At 29.6% G+C, this 20,199-nt stretch carries 22 protein-coding genes, 2 rRNA genes, 1 other RNA gene and 1 riboswitch; of the genes, 16 read left to right on the top strand and 9 right to left on the bottom strand.

Annotated features, from left to right (window positions below; translation table 11 throughout):
• The 3 genes from ACUSRV_RS02890 to ACUSRV_RS02880 all read left to right on the top strand — a co-directional run.
• Positions 1–127, top strand: a 23S ribosomal RNA gene (locus tag ACUSRV_RS02890); the annotation flags it as partial.
• A 44-nt stretch (positions 128–171) separates the two neighbouring features.
• Positions 172–288, top strand: a 5S ribosomal RNA gene (gene rrf, locus ACUSRV_RS02885).
• A gap of 151 nt (positions 289–439) precedes the next feature.
• Positions 440–1,126 carry a Crp/Fnr family transcriptional regulator gene (locus ACUSRV_RS02880; RefSeq protein ID WP_490140408.1) on the top strand — a complete coding sequence of 229 codons (687 nt, stop codon included), beginning with the start codon at positions 440–442 and terminating at the stop codon, positions 1,124–1,126.
• A gap of 14 nt (positions 1,127–1,140) precedes the next feature.
• On the opposite strand, the gene ACUSRV_RS02875 is transcribed toward ACUSRV_RS02880, so the two are convergent.
• Positions 1,141–1,467, bottom strand: coding sequence for a hypothetical protein (locus ACUSRV_RS02875; protein ID WP_490140407.1), 327 nt, complete (start codon positions 1,465–1,467; stop codon positions 1,141–1,143).
• Positions 1,468–1,723: 256 nt separating this feature from the next.
• Here ACUSRV_RS02875 and ACUSRV_RS02870 point away from each other — a divergent pair, with 256 nt between their 5' ends.
• The 4 genes from ACUSRV_RS02870 to asrC are packed head-to-tail and all read left to right on the top strand — an operon-like array spanning position 1,724 to position 5,334.
• Positions 1,724–2,515 (top strand): formate/nitrite transporter family protein, encoded by a 792-nt coding sequence (locus ACUSRV_RS02870; protein ID WP_490140406.1) that lies wholly within the window; start codon positions 1,724–1,726, stop codon positions 2,513–2,515.
• A gap of 26 nt (positions 2,516–2,541) precedes the next feature.
• Positions 2,542–3,579: an anaerobic sulfite reductase subunit AsrA gene (gene asrA / locus ACUSRV_RS02865; protein WP_490140405.1), complete on the top strand. Its 1,038-nt coding sequence runs from the start codon at positions 2,542–2,544 to the stop codon at positions 3,577–3,579.
• Positions 3,554–4,348 carry an anaerobic sulfite reductase subunit AsrB gene (gene asrB / locus ACUSRV_RS02860; protein WP_490140404.1) on the top strand — a complete coding sequence of 265 codons (795 nt, stop codon included), beginning with the start codon at positions 3,554–3,556 and terminating at the stop codon, positions 4,346–4,348. Before asrA ends, asrB begins: the two co-directional genes overlap by 26 nt.
• Before the next feature lie 11 nt (positions 4,349–4,359).
• Positions 4,360–5,334: a sulfite reductase subunit C gene (gene asrC, locus ACUSRV_RS02855; RefSeq protein ID WP_490140403.1), complete on the top strand. Its 975-nt coding sequence runs from the start codon at positions 4,360–4,362 to the stop codon at positions 5,332–5,334.
• Positions 5,335–5,418: 84 nt separating this feature from the next.
• On the opposite strand, the gene ACUSRV_RS02850 is transcribed toward asrC, so the two are convergent.
• Positions 5,419–6,063 (bottom strand): Crp/Fnr family transcriptional regulator, encoded by a 645-nt coding sequence (locus tag ACUSRV_RS02850; RefSeq protein ID WP_490140402.1) that lies wholly within the window; start codon positions 6,061–6,063, stop codon positions 5,419–5,421.
• 148 nt (positions 6,064–6,211) lie between these two features.
• Here ACUSRV_RS02850 and rnpB point away from each other — a divergent pair.
• Both rnpB and uppS read left to right on the top strand, forming a co-directional pair.
• Positions 6,212–6,559: RNase P RNA component class A (gene rnpB, locus ACUSRV_RS02845), an RNA gene on the top strand.
• Between the two features lie 94 nt (positions 6,560–6,653).
• Entirely contained in the window at positions 6,654–7,298 is a 645-nt protein-coding gene (gene uppS / locus ACUSRV_RS02840; RefSeq protein WP_490140401.1) for a polyprenyl diphosphate synthase, read from the top strand.
• Positions 7,299–7,310: 12 nt separating this feature from the next.
• Here uppS and thiE read toward each other — a convergent pair whose 3' ends face one another.
• The 6 genes from thiE to thiS are packed head-to-tail and all read right to left on the bottom strand — an operon-like array spanning position 7,311 to position 11,885.
• Positions 7,311–7,898, bottom strand: a complete 588-nt coding sequence (thiE, locus tag ACUSRV_RS02835) for a thiamine phosphate synthase (RefSeq protein ID WP_490140400.1) — start codon at positions 7,896–7,898, stop codon at positions 7,311–7,313.
• On the bottom strand, positions 7,879–9,207 hold the full coding sequence (thiC, locus tag ACUSRV_RS02830) for a phosphomethylpyrimidine synthase ThiC (RefSeq protein ID WP_490140399.1): 1,329 nt from the start codon (positions 9,205–9,207) through the stop codon (positions 7,879–7,881). Before thiC ends, thiE begins: the two co-directional genes overlap by 20 nt.
• Before the next feature lie 14 nt (positions 9,208–9,221).
• The gene (gene thiH / locus ACUSRV_RS02825) at positions 9,222–10,325 is read right to left on the bottom strand and encodes a 2-iminoacetate synthase ThiH (RefSeq protein WP_490140398.1); all 1,104 of its coding nucleotides are present in this window, start codon (positions 10,323–10,325) and stop codon (positions 9,222–9,224) included.
• Positions 10,326–10,327: 2 nt separating this feature from the next.
• A complete protein-coding gene (locus ACUSRV_RS02820) occupies positions 10,328–11,101 on the bottom strand; it encodes a thiazole synthase (protein ID WP_490140397.1) in 774 nt (257 codons plus the stop codon).
• Positions 11,102–11,112: 11 nt separating this feature from the next.
• The gene (gene thiF, locus ACUSRV_RS02815) at positions 11,113–11,688 is read right to left on the bottom strand and encodes a sulfur carrier protein ThiS adenylyltransferase ThiF (RefSeq protein ID WP_490140396.1); all 576 of its coding nucleotides are present in this window, start codon (positions 11,686–11,688) and stop codon (positions 11,113–11,115) included.
• A 2-nt stretch (positions 11,689–11,690) separates the two neighbouring features.
• Positions 11,691–11,885: a sulfur carrier protein ThiS gene (gene thiS / locus ACUSRV_RS02810; protein WP_490140395.1), complete on the bottom strand. Its 195-nt coding sequence runs from the start codon at positions 11,883–11,885 to the stop codon at positions 11,691–11,693.
• 73 nt (positions 11,886–11,958) lie between these two features.
• Positions 11,959–12,070: riboswitch (TPP riboswitch) on the bottom strand.
• Positions 12,071–12,244: 174 nt separating this feature from the next.
• On the opposite strand from thiS, the gene ACUSRV_RS02805 reads away from it, so the two are divergent.
• From ACUSRV_RS02805 to ACUSRV_RS02775, 7 genes are all read left to right on the top strand, one after another.
• The gene (locus ACUSRV_RS02805; RefSeq protein WP_490140394.1) at positions 12,245–13,000 is read left to right on the top strand and encodes a hypothetical protein; all 756 of its coding nucleotides are present in this window, start codon (positions 12,245–12,247) and stop codon (positions 12,998–13,000) included.
• 21 nt (positions 13,001–13,021) lie between these two features.
• Complete coding sequence (locus ACUSRV_RS02800; protein WP_490140393.1) at positions 13,022–13,717, top strand: hypothetical protein; 696 nt, start codon at positions 13,022–13,024, stop codon at positions 13,715–13,717.
• 118 nt (positions 13,718–13,835) lie between these two features.
• Complete coding sequence (locus ACUSRV_RS02795) at positions 13,836–14,588, top strand: N-acetylmuramoyl-L-alanine amidase family protein (RefSeq protein WP_490140392.1); 753 nt, start codon at positions 13,836–13,838, stop codon at positions 14,586–14,588.
• A gap of 153 nt (positions 14,589–14,741) precedes the next feature.
• Positions 14,742–15,707 (top strand): patatin-like phospholipase family protein, encoded by a 966-nt coding sequence (locus ACUSRV_RS02790; protein WP_490140391.1) that lies wholly within the window; start codon positions 14,742–14,744, stop codon positions 15,705–15,707.
• A gap of 77 nt (positions 15,708–15,784) precedes the next feature.
• Complete coding sequence (locus ACUSRV_RS02785; protein ID WP_490140390.1) at positions 15,785–17,695, top strand: Eco57I restriction-modification methylase domain-containing protein; 1,911 nt, start codon at positions 15,785–15,787, stop codon at positions 17,693–17,695.
• Between the two features lie 40 nt (positions 17,696–17,735).
• Positions 17,736–18,080: a hypothetical protein gene (locus ACUSRV_RS02780; RefSeq protein ID WP_490140389.1), complete on the top strand. Its 345-nt coding sequence runs from the start codon at positions 17,736–17,738 to the stop codon at positions 18,078–18,080.
• A gap of 200 nt (positions 18,081–18,280) precedes the next feature.
• A complete protein-coding gene (locus ACUSRV_RS02775) occupies positions 18,281–19,114 on the top strand; it encodes a DUF5667 domain-containing protein (RefSeq protein ID WP_490140388.1) in 834 nt (277 codons plus the stop codon).
• 116 nt (positions 19,115–19,230) lie between these two features.
• On the opposite strand, the gene ACUSRV_RS02770 is transcribed toward ACUSRV_RS02775, so the two are convergent.
• Positions 19,231–20,172: a DUF362 domain-containing protein gene (locus ACUSRV_RS02770; RefSeq protein ID WP_490140387.1), complete on the bottom strand. Its 942-nt coding sequence runs from the start codon at positions 20,170–20,172 to the stop codon at positions 19,231–19,233.
• Positions 20,173–20,199: the final 27 nt, after the last annotated feature.

The following is a 20,199-nucleotide window of genomic DNA, read 5'->3' as shown; positions in this document are numbered from 1 at the left end:
GACTTTGAGATAAGATTTCCCACCGTAAGGGTAAGACCCCAGAAAGACTATCTGGTTGATAGGTTCAAGGTGTAAGTTCAGTAATGGATTTAGCTTATGAATACTAATAGGTCGAGGACTTGACCATTAATATGCTGTTTAGTTTTGAAATTGCTAGCAATTTCAATATAATGTGGTTACAATAGCAAAGAGGATACACCTGTTCCCATTCCGAACACAGAAGTTAAGCTCTTTAGCGCCAATGGTACTTGGTGGGAAGCTGCCTGGGAGAGTAGGACGTAGCCATTTGAAAAAGAAGCGTATATACGCTTCTTTTTTTATTTAAAGAATTATAAATTCAAATGTATAAGCTTGAGCAACGTGAATTTATGTTTACAATGAAATTATATAATATATAATAGTAAATATATCCTTTATAAAAAGTAGAGAGGAAATATTTATGAAAAAAATTAAAATAGAAGATCTAGATAAAATAGTTATTTTAAAAGGAACAAAAGAAGAAACTAAAAAGTCCTTTTATAATAAATGTATAGTAAAAACCGTATCTAAAAAGCAATTTTTATTTAGAGAAAAAGAAGAAATAAACAAGGTATATATATTATTAAATGGAAAAGCTACTATATTTAAAACCGGAGAAAATGGAGAAAAAAAGGTAGTATATATATTAAATAGCGGTGAAACTTTAAATGAAATCCTAATAGAAATAAAAACTTCTGTTGTAGGTTGTGAAGTTTTTGAGGATTCTATAATATTAGAGTGCTTTATAAGTGATATACTAGAAATTATGAAAAATGATTTCATATTTACTAAGAACATTATTTCATATATGGAAAGAAGAATAAGAAGGCTATATAGACAGCTAAAGAATACAGCATCCATAAAAATAGAAAAAAGATTAGCTGCAAAGTTATGGAAGATAGCTAAAGATTTTGGAGTGAAAAGTGGAGATTGGACTGTTATAAATTTAAGTTTATCAATAACTTATTTATCTGATATGTTAGGATCTCCAAGAGAAACAATATCTAGAGCTATGAAAAACCTGGAAAAAGAAGGGCTAATTAAAATGGAAAACAAAACTATATATGTAAAAAAACAAGAATTATCTAATTATTTTAAGGGAATATAAAGGGGGTAGATCAATTAATCTATCCCCTTATCTATTTCTTCAAATGGTTTTCTGCAATGAGGGCATTTATTTATATCGCCCAATAATTTGTATATAGATTTGTTACAATAAGGACATTTAGCATTATGTTTTCTATACATAAAACCGTATAAAATAACTAACAATCCTGCAACTTGAATAAAGTTACTAAAAATCCCATCAAAATATACTTTGCTAAACACAAAAATCAAAATACCTATTAATTCTATAGTAGTGGAAGTTTTTCTAACTTCAAAAAGTCTACTTATTTTCTGTTGAAGTTCTCGTATTTCTTTAGATTGTTTTCTCTGTTTATTATTCATTTTAGCACCTTTAATTTAAAGATTTTGAGCAACGGACCACTTTTTTAAGGTTGTTGGCGACATGAGCAAAGCGAATTTTTTCTATATTTAGTATACTCTTTAATCTTTTAACAGGCAATAATCATAATAGAATAAACATGAAAATATTTCATATTATAAATTATCGAAAGTGTGATAATTGTCACAGAAAACATTTGCTATTGATGTTAAAATTTAATCAAAGTTTAAAATTAACTAACTTAAGGAGGACAATTTAATGTTCAATGAAACATTAGAAAAACTATCCAATGGAGCAAAAAACAAAGTCAATTTATTAAATGAAAGTAAACTTAAATACTTGATATCATCGACATACGCTGGATTTTACGTAGGTCTTGGAATAATACTTATATTTTCAGTAGGAGGGCCTTTGGGGGCTATAGGATCTCCATTTACTAAAATAGCAATGGGCTTATCTTTTGGTATAGCCTTAAGTTTAGTAATTATGACAGCCTCAGAGTTATTTACAGGAAACAACATGATAATGACAGCTGCATGGCTTAATAAAAAAGTAAGTGGAAAAGATACATTGAGAATATGGATATATAGTTATATAGGAAACTTTGTAGGGTCACTAATTGTAGCAGGTTTATTTGTACTAAGTGGTCTTGTTAATAAAGGTCCAGTTACAGATTTTATAAATACTGTGGCAGCAGCCAAAATGAGCGCGCCATTTGTTGAACTAGTTTTTAGAGGTATTTTATGTAATATATTAGTTTGTCTTGCTGTACTTTGTTCTATAAGAATGAATAGCGAGTCAGGAAAATTAATAATGATATTTTGGTGCTTATTTGCATTTATAACTAGTGGTTTTGAACACAGTATAGCAAATATGACTTTATTATCAATATCAATGTTTCTGCCACATCCAGAAACAGTATCAATGGCTGGTTATATACACAATTTAACAGCAGTAACTATAGGCAACATAATAGGCGGAGCTGTATTTTTAGGGGCTGGATACTACATGTTAGGTAAAAATACACAGAAAACTAAAAAGTCTGTTTAAAAAATAAATTAGAGAGGGTGATGAATATGAAGATAAAATTGTCTACGCAAAATTTTAATGATATACTTAATAATCTTCAACAAGAATACAAAGTTTATGCACCAGTATCTATACCTTTTAAAGGAACATATTCAGATACTGACGTTGTAAGATACAATACAATAAAGTCTATAGAAGAAGTAGAGTTTAACAAGAAAGCGAGCTTTTCTCCAAAGGAAATAGTACTTCCTATAACTCAAACATTATTTTATTTTACAGAAGATGCATATATAGAACCTTCAATAGATGATAAAAAAATATTAATATTTTTAAGATCATGTGATATACATGGATTAAAAAGAGTTGATGAAATATATTTAAACAATGGTCAAGATCCTGATTACTACTATAAAAGACTTAGAGATAAGGTTAAATATGTTTTAATAGGATGTCAAGAAAGTTTTAGAAACTGTTTCTGCGTAAGTATGGGATCTAATAAAACTGAAGAATACTCAATGGGACTAAAATTAGAAAACAATGAAGTTTTCTTAGATATAAAAGATGAAGATTTATCACAATACTTCAGCGGTGAAAATACTGAATTTGAAGTTGACTATGTAAAAGAAAATAACTTTAATGTAAATGTACCACATGATTTAGATCCATTAGTAATATCACAAGCAACTGAACTTTGGGAAGAATATAATAGCCGTTGTATAGCATGTGGAAGATGTAACTTCTCATGTCCAACATGTACGTGCTTTACTATGCAAGATATATTCTATAAAGACAATGAAAATAACGGAGAAAGAAGAAGAGTATGGGCTTCATGTCAAGTAGATGGATATACAGACATGGCTGGTGGACACTCGTTTAGAAAAAATAAGGGAGATAGAATGAGATTTAAAACTCTTCACAAGATATATGATTTTAATAAGAAGTTTGGATACCATATGTGCGTAGGATGTGGTAGATGTGATGACGCATGTCCTCAATATATATCTTTCTCAACTTGTATTAACAAAGTATATGATTTTGTAAATAAGGAGGCTGATAAAAATGAAGAATCCGTACCTGCCATATAAATCTAAAATACTAGATATAACAAAACATACAGACGCAGAGTGGACATTTAAAATGGAGACAGATACTACAAATGTTTTTCCTGGACAGTTCTACGAAGTATCTATACCTAAAGTTGGAGAATGTCCAATATCAGTTTCTGGAATAGGTGGAAACTATGTTGACCTTACTATAAGAGGAGTAGGAAAGGTAACTAATGAATTATTTAAATTAAACGTAGGCGATGGATTCTTTATGAGAGGGCCTTACGGAAATGGATTTGATGTAAATATATTTGAAAATAAAGAAATATTAGTAGTAGCTGGGGGTAGTGCTGTAGCTCCAGTTAGAGGAATTATGAACCACTACTATGATAATATAGATAAATGTGAGAAGTTTAATTTAATAGCTGGATTTAGATCTCCAGATGATGTTTTATTTAAAAGTGATTTCCAAAGATGGAATGATAAATTAAATGTAATATTGACAGTTGATAGAGCTGAAGAACATTACAAAGGAAATGTTGGATTAGTAACTAAATACATTCCTGAATTACCTGTAAAAGACATAGATAATGTAGTAGCAATAGTTGTAGGGCCACCTATGATGATGAAATTTACAATACAAGAATTCCTAAAAAAAGGAATAAAGGAAGAAAATATATGGGTTTCTTATGAAAGAAAGATGTGCTGCGGAATAGGTAAATGTGGTCATTGTAAGATGGATGAGACTTATATATGTTTAGAAGGGCCTGTATTTAACTACACATTTGCTAAGAATCTTATGGATTAGGAGGTATTCTCATGGAATTAGTCAGAGATTTAAATACAAGAAAAGTAATGAAAAATGCATTTAGAATAACTAAAACAAAGTATGAAACTGCAGTTAGAGTTAGAGTACCAGGTGGATTAATAGACCCAGAATGTCTTGAAATAGTTGCAAGAATCGCCCGTGAATATGGAAATGGGCAAATTCATATTACTACAAGACAAGGGTTTGAAATTATAGGAATATCTATGGAAAAAATGGATGAGGTAAACAAAGCTATACAGCCATTAATAGAAAAGTTAGGTATAAATCAAGAAAACCCTAACACTGGATATTCAGCAGCTGGAACTAGAAATATAGCTTCTTGTATAGGTAATAAAATGTGTCCTAAGGCACAATACAATACTACAGAATTTGCATCGAGAATAGAAAAAGCAGTATTCCCTAATGACTATCACTTTAAAATAGCATTAACAGGATGTCCAAACGATTGTATAAAAGCTAGAATGCATGATTTTGGTATAATAGGTATGGCTTTACCGGAATACGAAAAGGATAGATGTGTAGAATGCGGAGCTTGCGTTAAGAAGTGCCAAAAGATGTCAACAGGAGCTCTTAAGTTTGAAAATCACAAAGTAGTAAGAGACCATGATAAGTGTATAGGCTGTGGAGAATGTGTTATAAACTGTCCGACAAGTGCATGGACTAGAAGTGAAAATAAATACTATAGACTTGCCATAATGGGTAGATCAGGAAAGAAAAATCCTAGACTTGCTGAAGATTTTATAGTATGGTGTGATGAAGAAAGTATAACAAAAATAATATTAAACACTTATAAATATGTTAATGAGTATATAGACAAAGAAGCTCCAAATGGAAAAGAGCATATAGGATATATAGTTGATAGAACTGGATTTATGGAATTTAAAAAATGGGCACTTGAAGGTGTTGAATTGCCGGAAATAGCCAAACTAAAAGAAAACATATACTGGAGCGGAATAAAATACTAAAATTCGCTGCGCTCATATCGCCAAAGACCTTGAAAAACAGGGACCTTGCTCAAAAAAAGGATGACATATGTCATCCTTTTTTTACTATTGAGTAAGTATATTTTCTAAACCTTCTAGATCTATTATTTTTACAATATTTCTATCGTAGTCTATTAGCCCATCGTTTTTCATATTCATAAGTTCTCTAGATAAAGATGGTCTGGGTATTCCTAGATATTCAGATAATCTTTGTTTAGAAATGCTTAAGTCTACAAAAATACTATTTTGCATTTTATATTGATCTAGTATATAGTTTACTATTTTATGACGTATACTTACAAACGAAAGATTTTTTATAGTATTATTAAGAGTTAATATTTTATTACATAGATCACCTAAGAAAGAAGATAAAAAGTCTGGATTATGGCTATAAAATTTAACAAACTCATTTGGATTTACAAACATAACTTCACATTTAGATGAAGCTATAACTGTTGCAGGATATTGTTTTACATCTGCAAAGGCTACTATCTCTCCAAATAAATCTCCAGTGGATAAATGAGCCATAATTACAACTTTATCAGATGTAGATACTTTCTTTATATCAATAGTTCCAGAAAGTACTACACCTACGTGGTTACAATCTTCCCCTTCTAAAGCTATTATAGAATCTTTATCATAGGAAGCTAAATTGTGTATTGTATCTTTAAAATATTCTAATATATCTTTTTTTGTCATATTTTTAAACAAATTTAATCACCCCATAGTATTTTAACACAAATATATATAAATAATCCATTTGTAAATGTAATATACTACATAAATTCCTAAAATTTTACTTTTGACATATGAGCGCATACATGTTAATATATATATTACTGACAACAAAACTAAATAATGAGTAAGCCGGATAGTCGCGGGTATTCATATCGAATACACGAGGAAAGTCGGAGCTCCGTAGAGCAGGGTGCTAGGTAACACCTAGTGGGAGTGATCTTAAGGATAGTGCAACAGAAATAAACCGCCATCGAAAGATGGTAAGGATGGAAAGGTGAGGTAAGAGCTCACCAGCAACTAGGCGACTAGTTGGCTATGTAAACCCCACCTGGAGCAAGACCAAGTAGGAACTTAAAAAGGGGGCTGCTCGTTCCCGTTCCGTAGGTAGGTCGCTTGAGCTTACTGGCGACAGTAAGCCTAGATAGATGACTGTCTAACACAGAACTCCGCTTACAGACTTACTCATTTTTAATAAAAAACCAAGGAATTTACCTTGGATTTTTTTTATTTGAAGAATAAAAATTATATATATGTCAATAATCATCAAGTAAGAGGTGATTATCATGAGAATTCCTAAACATATTGGTATAATACCTGATGGAAACAGAAGATGGGCTCAAAATAAGGGAATGGCAAAAGATAAAGGATATGAAAATGGATTAGATCCAGCACTTGAATCTCTTAGGTTATGTAAGAGCTTAGGGGTAGAAGAAATGACATTTTATGGGTTTACAACAGATAATACTAAAAGGCCAGCTTACCAAACTCAATCATTTACAAAGGCATGCATAGATGCGGCTAACATTGTTTTAAATGAAGGGGAGTCATTACTTGTTATAGGGAATACAAAGTCTCCAATGTTTCCTAAAGAACTTATGCCATATACAACTAGAGGCGAAGTTAAAGAAAATCAAATGAAAATAAATTTATTAGTTAATTATGGTTGGCATTGGGATTTGAATACATTGTCTGAGGCAAAAGGAGTAAACAAAAATAATTTACATAATCATATTCAATCTTGTGATGTATCTAGAATGGATTTAATAATAAGATGGGGCGGTAGAAGAAGATTAAGTGGATTCCTACCAGTTCAGTCTATATATGCTGATTTTTACGTAGTAGATGATTATTGGCCTGATTTTAAATCTGACCATATAAATGAAGCTCTAAGTTGGTATGATACCCAAGATGTAACCCTAGGAGGGTAAAAAGCTGTTGATTTAATCAACAGCTTTTAATTTATTTATAGTATTTTGTATATTATCACTTTCCATAATAAGACTCATAACAGCAGCGCCATCTGCACCTACATTATAAATATCTTTAATATTATATTCGTTAATACCCCCTATTGCTATTAAGGGAATACTTATATTTTTTCTTATATTTTCTAAGAAATCGAGACCTCTAGGAGCTAAGTCTTTTTTACAGTCAGTAGGAAATATATGTCCTGCAAGTATATAATCTGCACCTAACTTTTCACACATAATAGCTTCTTCTAAGTTATGTACAGAAACTCCTATTTTACCATCATATTCTATTTTATTATTTATAAAATAATTAAAACTTAAGTGAATACCATAGGCACTTATTTTTTTAGCTATATTAATATTAGAATTTATAATAAGAGGCGTATTGTATTTATCAGTTATTTTTTTTGCATTAGAAGCTAATTCATATAATTCATCATCTTCTAAATCTTTTTCTCTTAATATAACAGCATCTACTCCATATTTTACAGATTCATGTATAACACCATAGAAGTCTTTATTTTTTATAAGTTTTCTATTAGTCACAAGATAGAGCACATTCATCATCCTTTATTTTTATCTCTTCACCATTTAATATTTTATTCATATTTCTCATAGAGCACATTTTTCCGCACATAGTACAACTATCTTCAAATTCAGGTTTAGAAGACTCTCTATATGCTCTAGCTTTTTCTGGATCTAAACATATATCAAACATTTTCTCCCAGTTTAGTTCTTGTCTAGCTTTACTCATTTCATAATCCCACTTAGCTGCATCTTTTACACCTTTAGCTATGTCAGCAGCATGTGCAGCTATTTTACAAGCTATTATACCTTCTTTCATATCTTCTAAATCAGGCAGTCTTAAGTGCTCAGCAGGAGTAACATAGCATAAGAAATCTGCACCATTAGCTGCAGCTATAGCTCCTCCAATAGCACTAGTTATATGGTCGTATCCAGGAGCTATATCTGTTACTAGAGGTCCTAATACATAAAATGGAGCACCATGGCATAATTTCTTTTCAAGTAACATATTTGCAGCTATTTCATTTATAGACATATGTCCTGGACCTTCTATCATAACTTGTACATTTCTTTTCCAAGCTCTTTTTGTTAATTCTCCTAAAACTATAAGTTCTTCTATTTGAGAAGCATCTGTAGCATCATTTATAGAACCAGGTCTACAAGCATCTCCTAAACTTAAAGTAACATCGTATTTTTCGCATATGTCTAAAACTTTATCAAAATGTTCATAGAATGGATTTTCTTTATTATTTAATTCCATCCAAGCAAATAATAAAGAACCTCCTCTAGAAACTATGTGATTAAGTCTTCTATTTCTTTTTACAACTTCACATGTATGTCTGTTTAATCCTGCATGTATAGTTACAAAATCAACGCCATCTTTAGCATGTTTTTCTACAACACTTAAGAATTCTTCTTCAGTTATATCTTTAAGCTCTTTGTCAAGAAGGCCTACTGCATCGTACATAGGCACTGTTCCTATCATAGCAGGAGATATTTCTATAAGTCTTTGTCTGAATTCTTCAGTTTTTCCAAATGAACTTAAATCCATTATAGCTTCAGCTTTAAGTTCTATAGCTTTTTTAACTTTATCAATCTCAGTTTCTACATTAGGACAATCTCTAGATATACCTAAATTTACATTTATTTTAGTCCTAAGACCTTGTCCTATACCTTCTGGATCTAATGACTTATGATTTTTATTACATGGTATAGCTATTTTACCTTGTGAAACAAGATCCATAAGTAAGTTAACATCCATATTTTCTTTTTGTGAAACTACATGCATTGCATGTGTTATAATACCTTTTCTAGCTGCATCCATTTGAGTAGTGTAATTCATACAAATCTCTCCCTTTAAATAAATTGCCAATCTTTAAAGATTGGTTGATATCCTCTTTGTTTTATAGAATCCTTTACTTCTAGTACACTTCTTTTATCACATATTTCAAATTGACCTTGACCTTTATCTTCTTGTGAATGTCCTCCAACTTCCGTACAAACTCCGGCAGACATCTTTGTAATACCTAAAGGTATTAAATTATCCCTAAAATCAGAGCTTTCTCTAGTAGATATATTTATTCCGCATCTAGGCATAAAAATTCTATATGCAAGTATTGCCTGAACTATATCTGTATCAGTTGCTTCTTTTATATCTATAGGACTTCCTATGTAAGGTCTAATTCTAGGAAGAGAAAAGCTAACTTCAACATCCAAGTATTTATCTTGAATGTATTTACCGTGAAGTCCTGTAAAGAAAGTATCTATTCTAAAATCATTAAGCCCAAGTAAAGAACCTAGATTTATAGATCTGATATTTGCCATACAAGCTCTTTCAGGAGCATCTAATCTATTTCTGTAATTTTTTTTAGGACCTGCAATATGAACGTTATCGTATATATTCTCATTATAAGTTTCTTGATATATAGTAAGAGAATCTACTCCTATATCTATAAGTTCTTTATATTCTTCATAAGATAGAGGATATATTTCAATAGCTATAGAATCAAAGTAATTTTTTAATAAGGATATACAATCTTTTATGTAAACAAATGAGGTTTTTGACTTTGATTCTCCTGACAAAACTAAAATATGCTTTAGACCCGTTTCACTTATATATTTTGCTTCTTGTTCAAGTTCATCTAAGGATAGTTGTTTTCTAGCTATATTGTTCTCTATGTTATAACTGCAATAAGAGCATTTATTATCACAGTAATTTGCTACATAAAGTGGAGTATATAAAAGTATAGTTTTTCCATGATGTTGAACTGAAATTTTGTGAGCTTTTTGAGCCATTTCTTCAATATGATTTTTAGCTTTAGGAGATAAAAGAGCTAAAAAATCCATAGTGTCTAGTTTTTCTTTGTTTAGTATGCTTTTTATGTTATAGTCATTTATAGTTTCAAAATAAGCATTGAAGTCCAAGTCTTTATAATTTGAATATGCGTCATAAAAACTCATAATTATTCTCCTCCATTTAAAAAACCAGTTAGTGGAGAAGAGGCCTGTGCATATTGTTTTACTTCACCAAGCTTAGCTAAATAACCATTTCTGCCAGCTATTACAGCATGTTTAAATGCATTTGCCATAAGAATAGGATTTGGTGATGAAGCTATTGCAGTATTAACTAATACAGCAGCAGCTCCCATTTCCATGGCCTTTGCTGCTTGTGAAGGTTTTCCTATTCCTGCATCAACAACAATAGGAATTTTTATTTCATCTATTAATATTTGAATCATTTCTTCTGTTCTAATACCTTTATTAGTCCCTATAGGTGATCCAAGAGGCATAACAGCAGCAGCTCCGGCATCTACCATCCTTTTTGCATCCATAAGATCTGGATTCATATAAGGAAGAACTATAAATCCTTCTTTAGCTAATATTTCTATAGCTTTTATAGTTTCATAGTTATCAGGAAGTAGGTATTTATTATCTGATATAACTTCTATCTTTATCCAGTTTCCACAGCCACAAGCCCTAGCGAGTCTAGCTATTCTAACTGCTTCTTCTGCATTTCTAGCTCCAGATGTATTAGGAAGAAGTATACGGTCTTTAGGTATGTAATTTAATATATTTTCTTCACTAGAATTTAAATCAACTCTTCTAAGTGCAACAGTTATAACCTGTGAATCGGATGCATCTAAAACGTCTGGAATTATACCGTTAGAATAATATTTTCCTGTACCTACAAATAATCTGCTATTTAAAGATATTCCACCAATTTTTAACTTATCCATATTAATCCCCCTTAAACATCTTCTCCAAGTATAAGCCTTAAAACCATGTTTGCTTGATGATGAGCTGCTATACCAACTCTAGGAGCTAAAGGCATTACATCTTCACCTACTTCAGACAAACCATCCCCAACTAAATAAAATCTATCATTTATCTTTTTAGTTATTATAGAGTTAGATGAGTAATAACCGCCAATACCTGAACATGCTACTATTTTTTTATCCATATTACTAAGTACAGTATTTACTATAATAGCCTTGTATTTTGGATTATCAAAGGCTTCAACTACTATATCTACATCCTTAAATATATTACATATATTACTTTCATCTAGCAAAACATCTATAGGTTCTACATTTATATCTGGATTTGCTCTTAATATATTCTCTTTTAACGCATATACTTTTTTTACACCAAGTTGGTCTGTGAAATAATACTGTCTATTTAAATTTGATTTATTTACAACATCAAAATCAGCAACAATAAGATTTCCTACTCCTATTCTAGCTAATGCTATAGCTATATTTGAACCAAGACCTCCAGCACCAGCTATGCCAATTTTGGCATTTTTTAGTTTTTGTATATCCAATTTTATCCACCTCCAACAAAGCTTATAATTTCTATGCGATCAGAATCATTCAAAATTGTATCACTAAAATTTTCTTTATAAACTATATTTAAATTAACTTCAGCTACTACTAAATCTGAATTTAGATTTAGCTTTTTAAGTAAGTCAGAGATTGTAATATTACCTTCAAAAGAATAAACTTTCCCATTTACTATCATAAGGCACCTCCTTTTTGTAAAATAAAAAAGCACAAACCCATAAGGATTTGTGCTAAATATGTACAAGATGACATATTAATACTATACACTTTCCTACGCTGGCATTATCCAGATCAGGTTAAGGGTCAAAGACTTTAACGGGTCTTTATCTCAGCTGGCCTTATCCAGCACCCCTAGCGAATAACTATTATATTTGTTTTTGATGTTAACATATAATAAATAGTTAATCAACATATTTTTAAGAAAATAAAAAAATAATTGTAGACATATGTCAGAATTAGTATACCGATACTTATTTGTTAATTAGAAAATTTTGGTATAATAGATATATACATATACTTAAGAAGGATGTGCTTAAATTGAGTAAGTTAAGGGGTAGTGAATTTAAAATAACAGTTGCCGCTATACTAGGAACGATATTTGTCACTCTAGGGTTTACATTAAGTCAAGGGGAGACTAGGGTAGACGATTTATTTAAGAAAAATAGTGGACAAGTTGTAAACTCACAGCAATTTGAAGTAATATCAGAGCAAGATTACAAGATTATTTCCGAAAATATAATTGAAGAAAATGGACAAAAGAAGTCAGTTTACAATATATTTATGAAAGATGAAATAAGACCTGACCAAGCAAACTATTTATCTGAAAATCTATATAAAAAATCCATTACAAAAGATAAAAATATAAAACAAGCACAAATATACATATTTAAAAATCAAAATGATGCAAAAATTTATTCTGGAGATATTTCTAAAATAAGTCAAGGTATAATATATACTAAAGACATTGATAAAAGCTATATAACTTTAAAAAAATACAACTTAATAACTAAAAAGCTAGAAAATTCTATACCAAAGGAATTTGAAATAAAAAGAATAAAACAAGAAAATGATTTTGCACAAATAGATATGAAAATGCCTGATACATTAGAAGATAGAGAAGCATTGTATCAAATAGAATTTTTAATAAAAAAGATAGATCAATTAAATCCTGACAAAAATCTAGATAAGGTAATAGCAATTGCGAAACCTATGGAAGGTGAAGATACAGCTTGGGAATATAATAGTGAGCACAAAGACGTAATAGTTTTCTCGGAAACTTCTATAATATATTAATCTGTACAAAGGAGAAATATTATGAAAAGAAAAATTATTACTCTGGGGGTAGCTACTTTAGTATCATCAATGGTCCTTGGGAATAGTTCATATTCCCAGAGTGTAGAATTATTTACTAAAGATAATGAAAAATACATGCCTGTAAAGCTATTTGTAAAAAAATTAGGCGGGGAATACAAAGAAATGGAAGATGGCTATATATTTAATGTAAATGGAAAAAATATAGCAGTTAAGGAGTATGCATCATTTGCAAAAATAGATGACCATTATGAACCACTCAAAGTAACTAATGTAGATGGGTGGAATGTTCCTACAGATACAGAATCCATATATCAGGAAAATGAAGTATATATACCAGTAATGTTTTTACAATCATTTCAAGTAGCTGATTACAGAATAAGTGGAAATGATTTAATAGTTGAAAAAGAAAAAGTGGTAGTTAAGGCACCTGTAAAAAAGAAAAATAAGCCAAAATCAACGCCAGTTTATTCACCTAAGCCACCTGTAAATGTAGAAGATCCTAATAAAGATAATACTGGTAAAGATAACGAAAATAACGATAACATAGATCCTAATAATCCAAACCCAGATTCAAACCAAAATCCAGATCAAAATAATAATGAAGATAATAAACCAGATGATAATACACAAGTACCTCAAAAGCCATCAGAAGAAACTGATCCTATAGGTACTGCAATACCTAATATAACTCAATAAATATTTATGAAGCATTTCAATAATTGAAATGCTTTTTAGTTTGAAAAAAATGCCTTATCATGATAAAATTACAATTAGGTAAAATTAAGGCATAAGAAATAAAAAAGGGTGAGAGTATATGAGTAGGAAAGTCGTGAAAACACGAAAGAGAAGAAGAATTAAGAAAACAAGGGTTGCTATTCTAATACTAGCACTTAGTACAATAATATTTGGCATCAGTTTACTTGTAAATACTCTAATGAGTAAAGATAATGTACAGGCTAAAGAACAAACAGTAAAACAACAAACTCAACTTAAATCGGCATCAAAAGGGACAACTATAACAAGATATAAGGTATTTATAGATCCAGGTCATGGAGGAAATGACCAAGGTGCTAAGGGACCTACAGGAGTTTTAGAGAAAGAAGTAAGTTTACAAATAGCGAAAGAAATAGGTTCTAAGTTATCTGAATATCCGCAAATAGAAGTTATAATGTCAAGAACTGATGATACATATTTGACACTAGACCAAAGAACGGATTCTGCAAATGCTCTAGGAGCTGATGCATTTATATCTATACATCAAAACTCAGAACAAGGGGCTAATACAGCCAATGGATTAGAGACCTATTATTATACACGTGGAACGGAAGATTCTAAAAAACTTGCTCAAATAGTACACGAAAATATATTTATGTATTTGGATACAAAGGACAGAGGTGTTTTACCTGGAAATTTTGAAGTTATAAGGGAAACAAATATGGCAGGAATATTAATAGAAACAGGATTCTTATCTAATCCTCAAGAAGAAAAGAACTTAACAGACCCTCAATATCAAGACCTTTTAAGTGAAGGAATAGTTGAAGGAATATTAGAATATTTAGGAATATAAAAGCTCGCCACGTTGGCGAGCTTTTTTGAGCAACGGACCTGTTTCTCAAGGTCGTTGGCGACATGAGGGTAGCGAAATTTTTAGCACAATATATGACCTAAAACATATAATGTAATGATATATTTTTTGATATTTAAAACAGGGGGTGTTTACATGGCTACTAAGATTAGAATTAAAAAAGGACATAAAAATAAAATAAGAAATGGGCAAAAAGGAACCTTTAACATAATGACTTTTGAAGGTGGAGGAGTAAAAGGATGTCTTTCAGCTACATTGGTTGATAGATTATATGAATTAGATCCAGACATAATAGATAAAACAACTTTATTTTCAGGTACATCTATAGGTTCTATAATTGCTTTAGCACTAGCTTATGGATTGAGCACAAGAGATATAAGGGAATTATTTAGTGAGGAAAACGTTAAAAATGTATTTAATCCATCTTACTCAGAACTTGTAAGACCTAAATACAACAATAATAATTTAAAACAGTTATTACTAAGGGTATTCCCACAAGATTTAAAGTTAAAAGATTTAAAGAAATACGTTATAATACCAACTTTTAGCTTGGGATGTTCAGGTGAAAATGGAAGTTGGCAACCTGTATTTTTAAACAATTTACCTTGGTCAACTACATCAGAATCATATGTTGTAGACGTGGCATTATCTAGTAGTGCAGCACCTATTTATTTTCCATCTCATGAAGGATGTATAGATGGAGGGGTAGTGGCAAATGATCCAAGTTTAGTTGCTTTAATACATGCTATAGATAAAGAGGGACTAAATGAAAAGGTAGAAAATATAAGACTATTATCTATAGGAACTGGTTACAAATCTGAATGTATAGAAACTAGTACAACTGGATGGGGAGCTATAGAATGGGTTACTCACAAAAATCCATCTACACCTTTGTTGTCTTTAATGTTTAATGCAAATACTGCACTTAGTTGTTCTCTTTGTTCTAAATTGCTAGATCAAAATTACTTCAAATTAAATCCTAATTTATCTAGGGGGGTAGCATTAGATAGTTATAGTCAAGTAAATTATCTAAGAAAATTAGGAGAAAATTATAATTTAGATAGAGCTATTAACTGGATAGAAAATAACTATAAATACTAATATCTAGGTGTTAATGTGATACGTATATATTGTGATATAATATATGTATCACATTAATTTTTTTGGGGGAAATTCTCATGGATGAGTTGTATTACTACATAACAAATACTAGTTATATTAGTATATATGATATATATAATAAAATAAACGAATTGGAAATAAGATTTGGTTTATCAAATGAAGATAATATATTAGGAAGTATACATGAAAAGCAAATTCAAAGTTTGAATAAGAAAAGCTGTGGAGTTTATTATACTCCTAAATTCATAGTAGACTATATACTCCAAAATACTATACAAAATGAAAATATATTGGACAATCCTTATATAAAAATTTTGGATATATCTTGTGGGTGTGGAAATTTCTTATTAGAAATTTACGATGTTTTATATAAGGCATTTGAAGATAATATAGATAACCTTAGAAAAAAATATAAAGATGAAATATATACAATAAAATTAATGGAAAATGATTTGAATTTAAGAGGATACGAGTATTGGAAAAAAGAAAATGTTCATTATCATATATTAAAACACTGTATATATGGGGCAGATATAGATAAAAATGCAGTAAATATATTAATAGCTAGCCTTATACTTAAAAATCCGACCTTTTATACCGAAGATATAAATATAGTATGTTGTGATAGTTTGATAAAACACGAAAATAAAGACTCTAAATATAAAGAATTCTGGAGTGTAAGGTTTGATTGCATAGTAGGAAATCCCCCTTATATAGGACATAAAAAGTTGGATATAAATTATAAAAGATGGCTATCAGAAGAATACATAGAAGTATACAAAGATAAATCTGATATATATTATTGTTTTTATAAGAGGATACTTGATATTTTAAAAGAAAACGGAATATCTAGTATTATAACCCCTAGATATTTTATAGAAAGCCCAAGTGGAAAACACCTTAGAAATTATTTGAAAGAAAATAGCACAATAATGGAAATAGTAGATTTTTATGGCTGTGATATATTTAAAAATATAGGAGTAGCAAGTTCTATAATAACGTTTAAGAAAAGTATTCCAAATAATAATAATATAAATATATATAAACTAAAATATGAAATAATGGATTTGAAAAATTGTAATTTAAGTTATTTATTAAAAGAAAATATATTTGAACATTTTACTCTAAATCAAAAATATTTAGATGATAGATGGTTACTTATTCCAAAATACAACCTAAATATATATAAAAATATAATAAAAAATACAACTTATAAATTAAGCGATGTTTGTGAAAGCTTTCAAGGTATAATAACTGGATGTGATAAGGCATTTGTTTTAAGCAATTATGAAGTATATAAATACAGCATAGAAGAAGATTTATTAAAAAAGTGGATAAAAAATAAAAACATAGAGAAATATTTTATTAATGAAAGTAATTATAAATTAATATATAGTAATGATATAGATAGTGAAGATGAATACTCAAATAGTATAAATTACATAAATAACTATAAATCAAAATTATTAAATAGAAGAGAATGCAAAAGCGGGATTAGAAAATGGTATCAACTCCAATGGGGTAGGAGTAAGGGAGAATTTCAAAAAGAAAAAATAATGTTTCCATATAAGTCTAGTAATAATAAATTTGCAATAGATAGAGAAAATAGGTATTGTAGCGCAGATGTATATTCATTATATATAAAAGATGAGTACAAAGAAGAGTTTAGCCTTGAATATATAATTGGGATTTTGAACTCAAAAACATATGATTATTACTTTAAACTATTTGCAAAAAAAATGAGTAAGGGTATATACGACTATTATCCAAATACTGTTATGGAGCTTAGATTATTTAAAAATGAAGATTACAATACAATAGATTATTTATCAAAGGAAATTATAAAAATAAGTTCAAAACAGCTTTTATGTGATGAAGATATTAGAAATATACAAAAAATAGAAGAAAATATAAATAATTTAATAATAAAGGCCCTTCATATAGATGAATTTAAAATACAGCCATAGCATATAATGTACAAATAATTGTATGTTAGGGGGTTGTAATTTGATTAAATTTTACATAGAAGAATCCGAAAAAAGAATATATGTAAGTGTATCTGATTATATATACACCAGAGATCTAAAAGAATTTATTAATAACTATAAAAGAACTATGAAAACCATAAGACCAGCTCAATATAGACTAATAATAGAGCCTAGATATTTTGAATGTGAAAATGAAAATGATATAAAACAAGCTTTTGTAACATTTATAAAAACTGGATTTAAGAAAATTTATTTAGTAGACCCATATGGTGAATTTAATAAAAACATAAAATTAGGATCAATGGAAAGAAAAATATTTTTTAATTCTGTTAAAATAATTAGAAGTATAAACGAAATACTTTAGTCATTGACTAAAGTATTTTCTTGTTACAAGGATATTATAATTTATCTGGTCTGTAGATAGGTTATAATATCCAGCATATAAGCTTGAGCAACGGATCTGGTCTTCAAGGTCGTTGGCGATATGAACAAAGTGAATTTTGTAAATAGATTACTTTTATATTATATGATAAAATATACAGAGAACTTTAAAAGGAGGATATTATGAGGAAAAGACAGGTTATATTTGCTTTAGTAGGTACGTTTATATTTACTTCAATTAGTGTACATGCTGAATCAAATGAAATAACATCAAAAATAAATCCTGGAAATATATTTTACTTTATAGATAGAGGATTAGAAAATATAAAATTAAAATTTATTAATGATGAACAAAAAAAATTGGAGTATTTATCTTCTTTGTCACTTGAAAGATGGGCTGAAGTAGAGGCTGCAAAATCTACTAATAAGATTGAACTTATAAATATAGCTCAAGACGGGTATGAAACAACTATAACAGAAATATTAAATATGGTAGAAGATACAAATGAAGCTCAAATCTATGAAGTATTAAATAAAACAGAAGATATATTAGTTCAAGATTTAGAGCAGTCCACATCAGAACAAACCCCTAAGGAAGAAGTAGCTACTGAAGAGGTTACAGCGGAAGTTACACAAGATTTAAATATTGAAAATAAAGAAATAGCAAAAATAATATTTGGGCAAGAAATAAGTGAAGAATTATTAAATAAAATATCTAACTTAGATTTAATGGAAATTACTACTATAAAATCATTTGCAGATCAAAGTGGCAAATCAGTAGAAGAAGTTTACAACATATTTATTTCAAATGAAAAGGGAATAGGTATAACAGCAAATAAGCTAGGTATAGGAATAAAAGATGGTATGGAAAATCTTAAAGAAGACTATAAGAAAGCAAAAGATGCTGAAAAGGAATACAAAAAATCTCAAAAAGAAAATAAGTCAAACAACAAAAATAAAGACAAGAAAGAAAAGAAAAATAAAGATAAAAAGGAAAAAAATAAAAATAAAGATTAATAAAAAACTGCACAAATGTGCAGTTTTTTAAATTTAAGGAAATTATAATTTCCAACTTATAAACTTGAGCAACGGGCCTGTTTTTTAGGCCGTTGGCGACATGAGCAAAGCGAATTTTATTTTTCAGGAAGCGTTCCATGTATATCTTTTATTGCATCTTTATCTAATGATATATTTGCATTATAAGCAGCTTGACTAAATAGCCTTTCTGCCTTAGATAGTTCTAATCCCTTTAAGGTCATATTCTCAGGCTTTGCTTCTCCAACTCCATCTTGATATAATTTATACAAATAAGCTACAGCTTGAGGTAAAAATCCCAAAAATCTAGCACCTATTGTGTCGCAAGCTACAGGATCTGTTCCAGCTATTATCAAACCCTCAGTATTTACAGATTTCCCATCACTTGGCCCTGTACCAACCATAGCTTTATCACAACTTATTATAGATAAATCTATAGGAATCTTTGAAGCCATAGAAGCTATAAAGCCATGTAAATCTTCATGTATTCCAGTAATCTTTTTAGGAGTTCCATGTATTTCTGATGGAGGCCATCCAAGTGCCATATTTTTTATTGAAGCACTCATAGTCGCTTCTTCGTGGTGTTTAAGTTGAGTAAATGATATAAGTACATCGCATTCATCTAATAACTTATTTATAGGAGTAGTTTTTATTATTTTATGACCTAATTCTAAGTCGACATATGGTCCATAGTTCAAATCAACAAATTCAACACTTTCTTCATCTATAATTTCTTTATATCCAACTTGTTTCATAACATCTTTTGTATCTCCACCACCAGATCCAACGGCTATGTATATTTTAGATGGATTTTTAGTCTTAACGTATCTTATAAGTGTCTGTAATGTATGTGGGCCAACTACAGTGCCAGTATTAGGTCTCTTATTCTTAACCCAATTGGGAGTGATAACTACAACATCATTGACTTTTATAATATCATCCATAGGAAGCATATCCAAAGCTTCTTTTATAGATATACTTTCAGATGTAGCCTTAGATATACAAACTATTGGATCAGTTACTCTTCTATTAGTTCTCATATAATTTCCCCTTTCATAATCTTATAA

The organism is Sporacetigenium sp. TC11 (assembly GCF_058146105.1).
The sequence above is the reverse complement of the archived record's forward strand: the minus strand, read 5'-3'. Positions and strand labels throughout refer to the sequence as shown.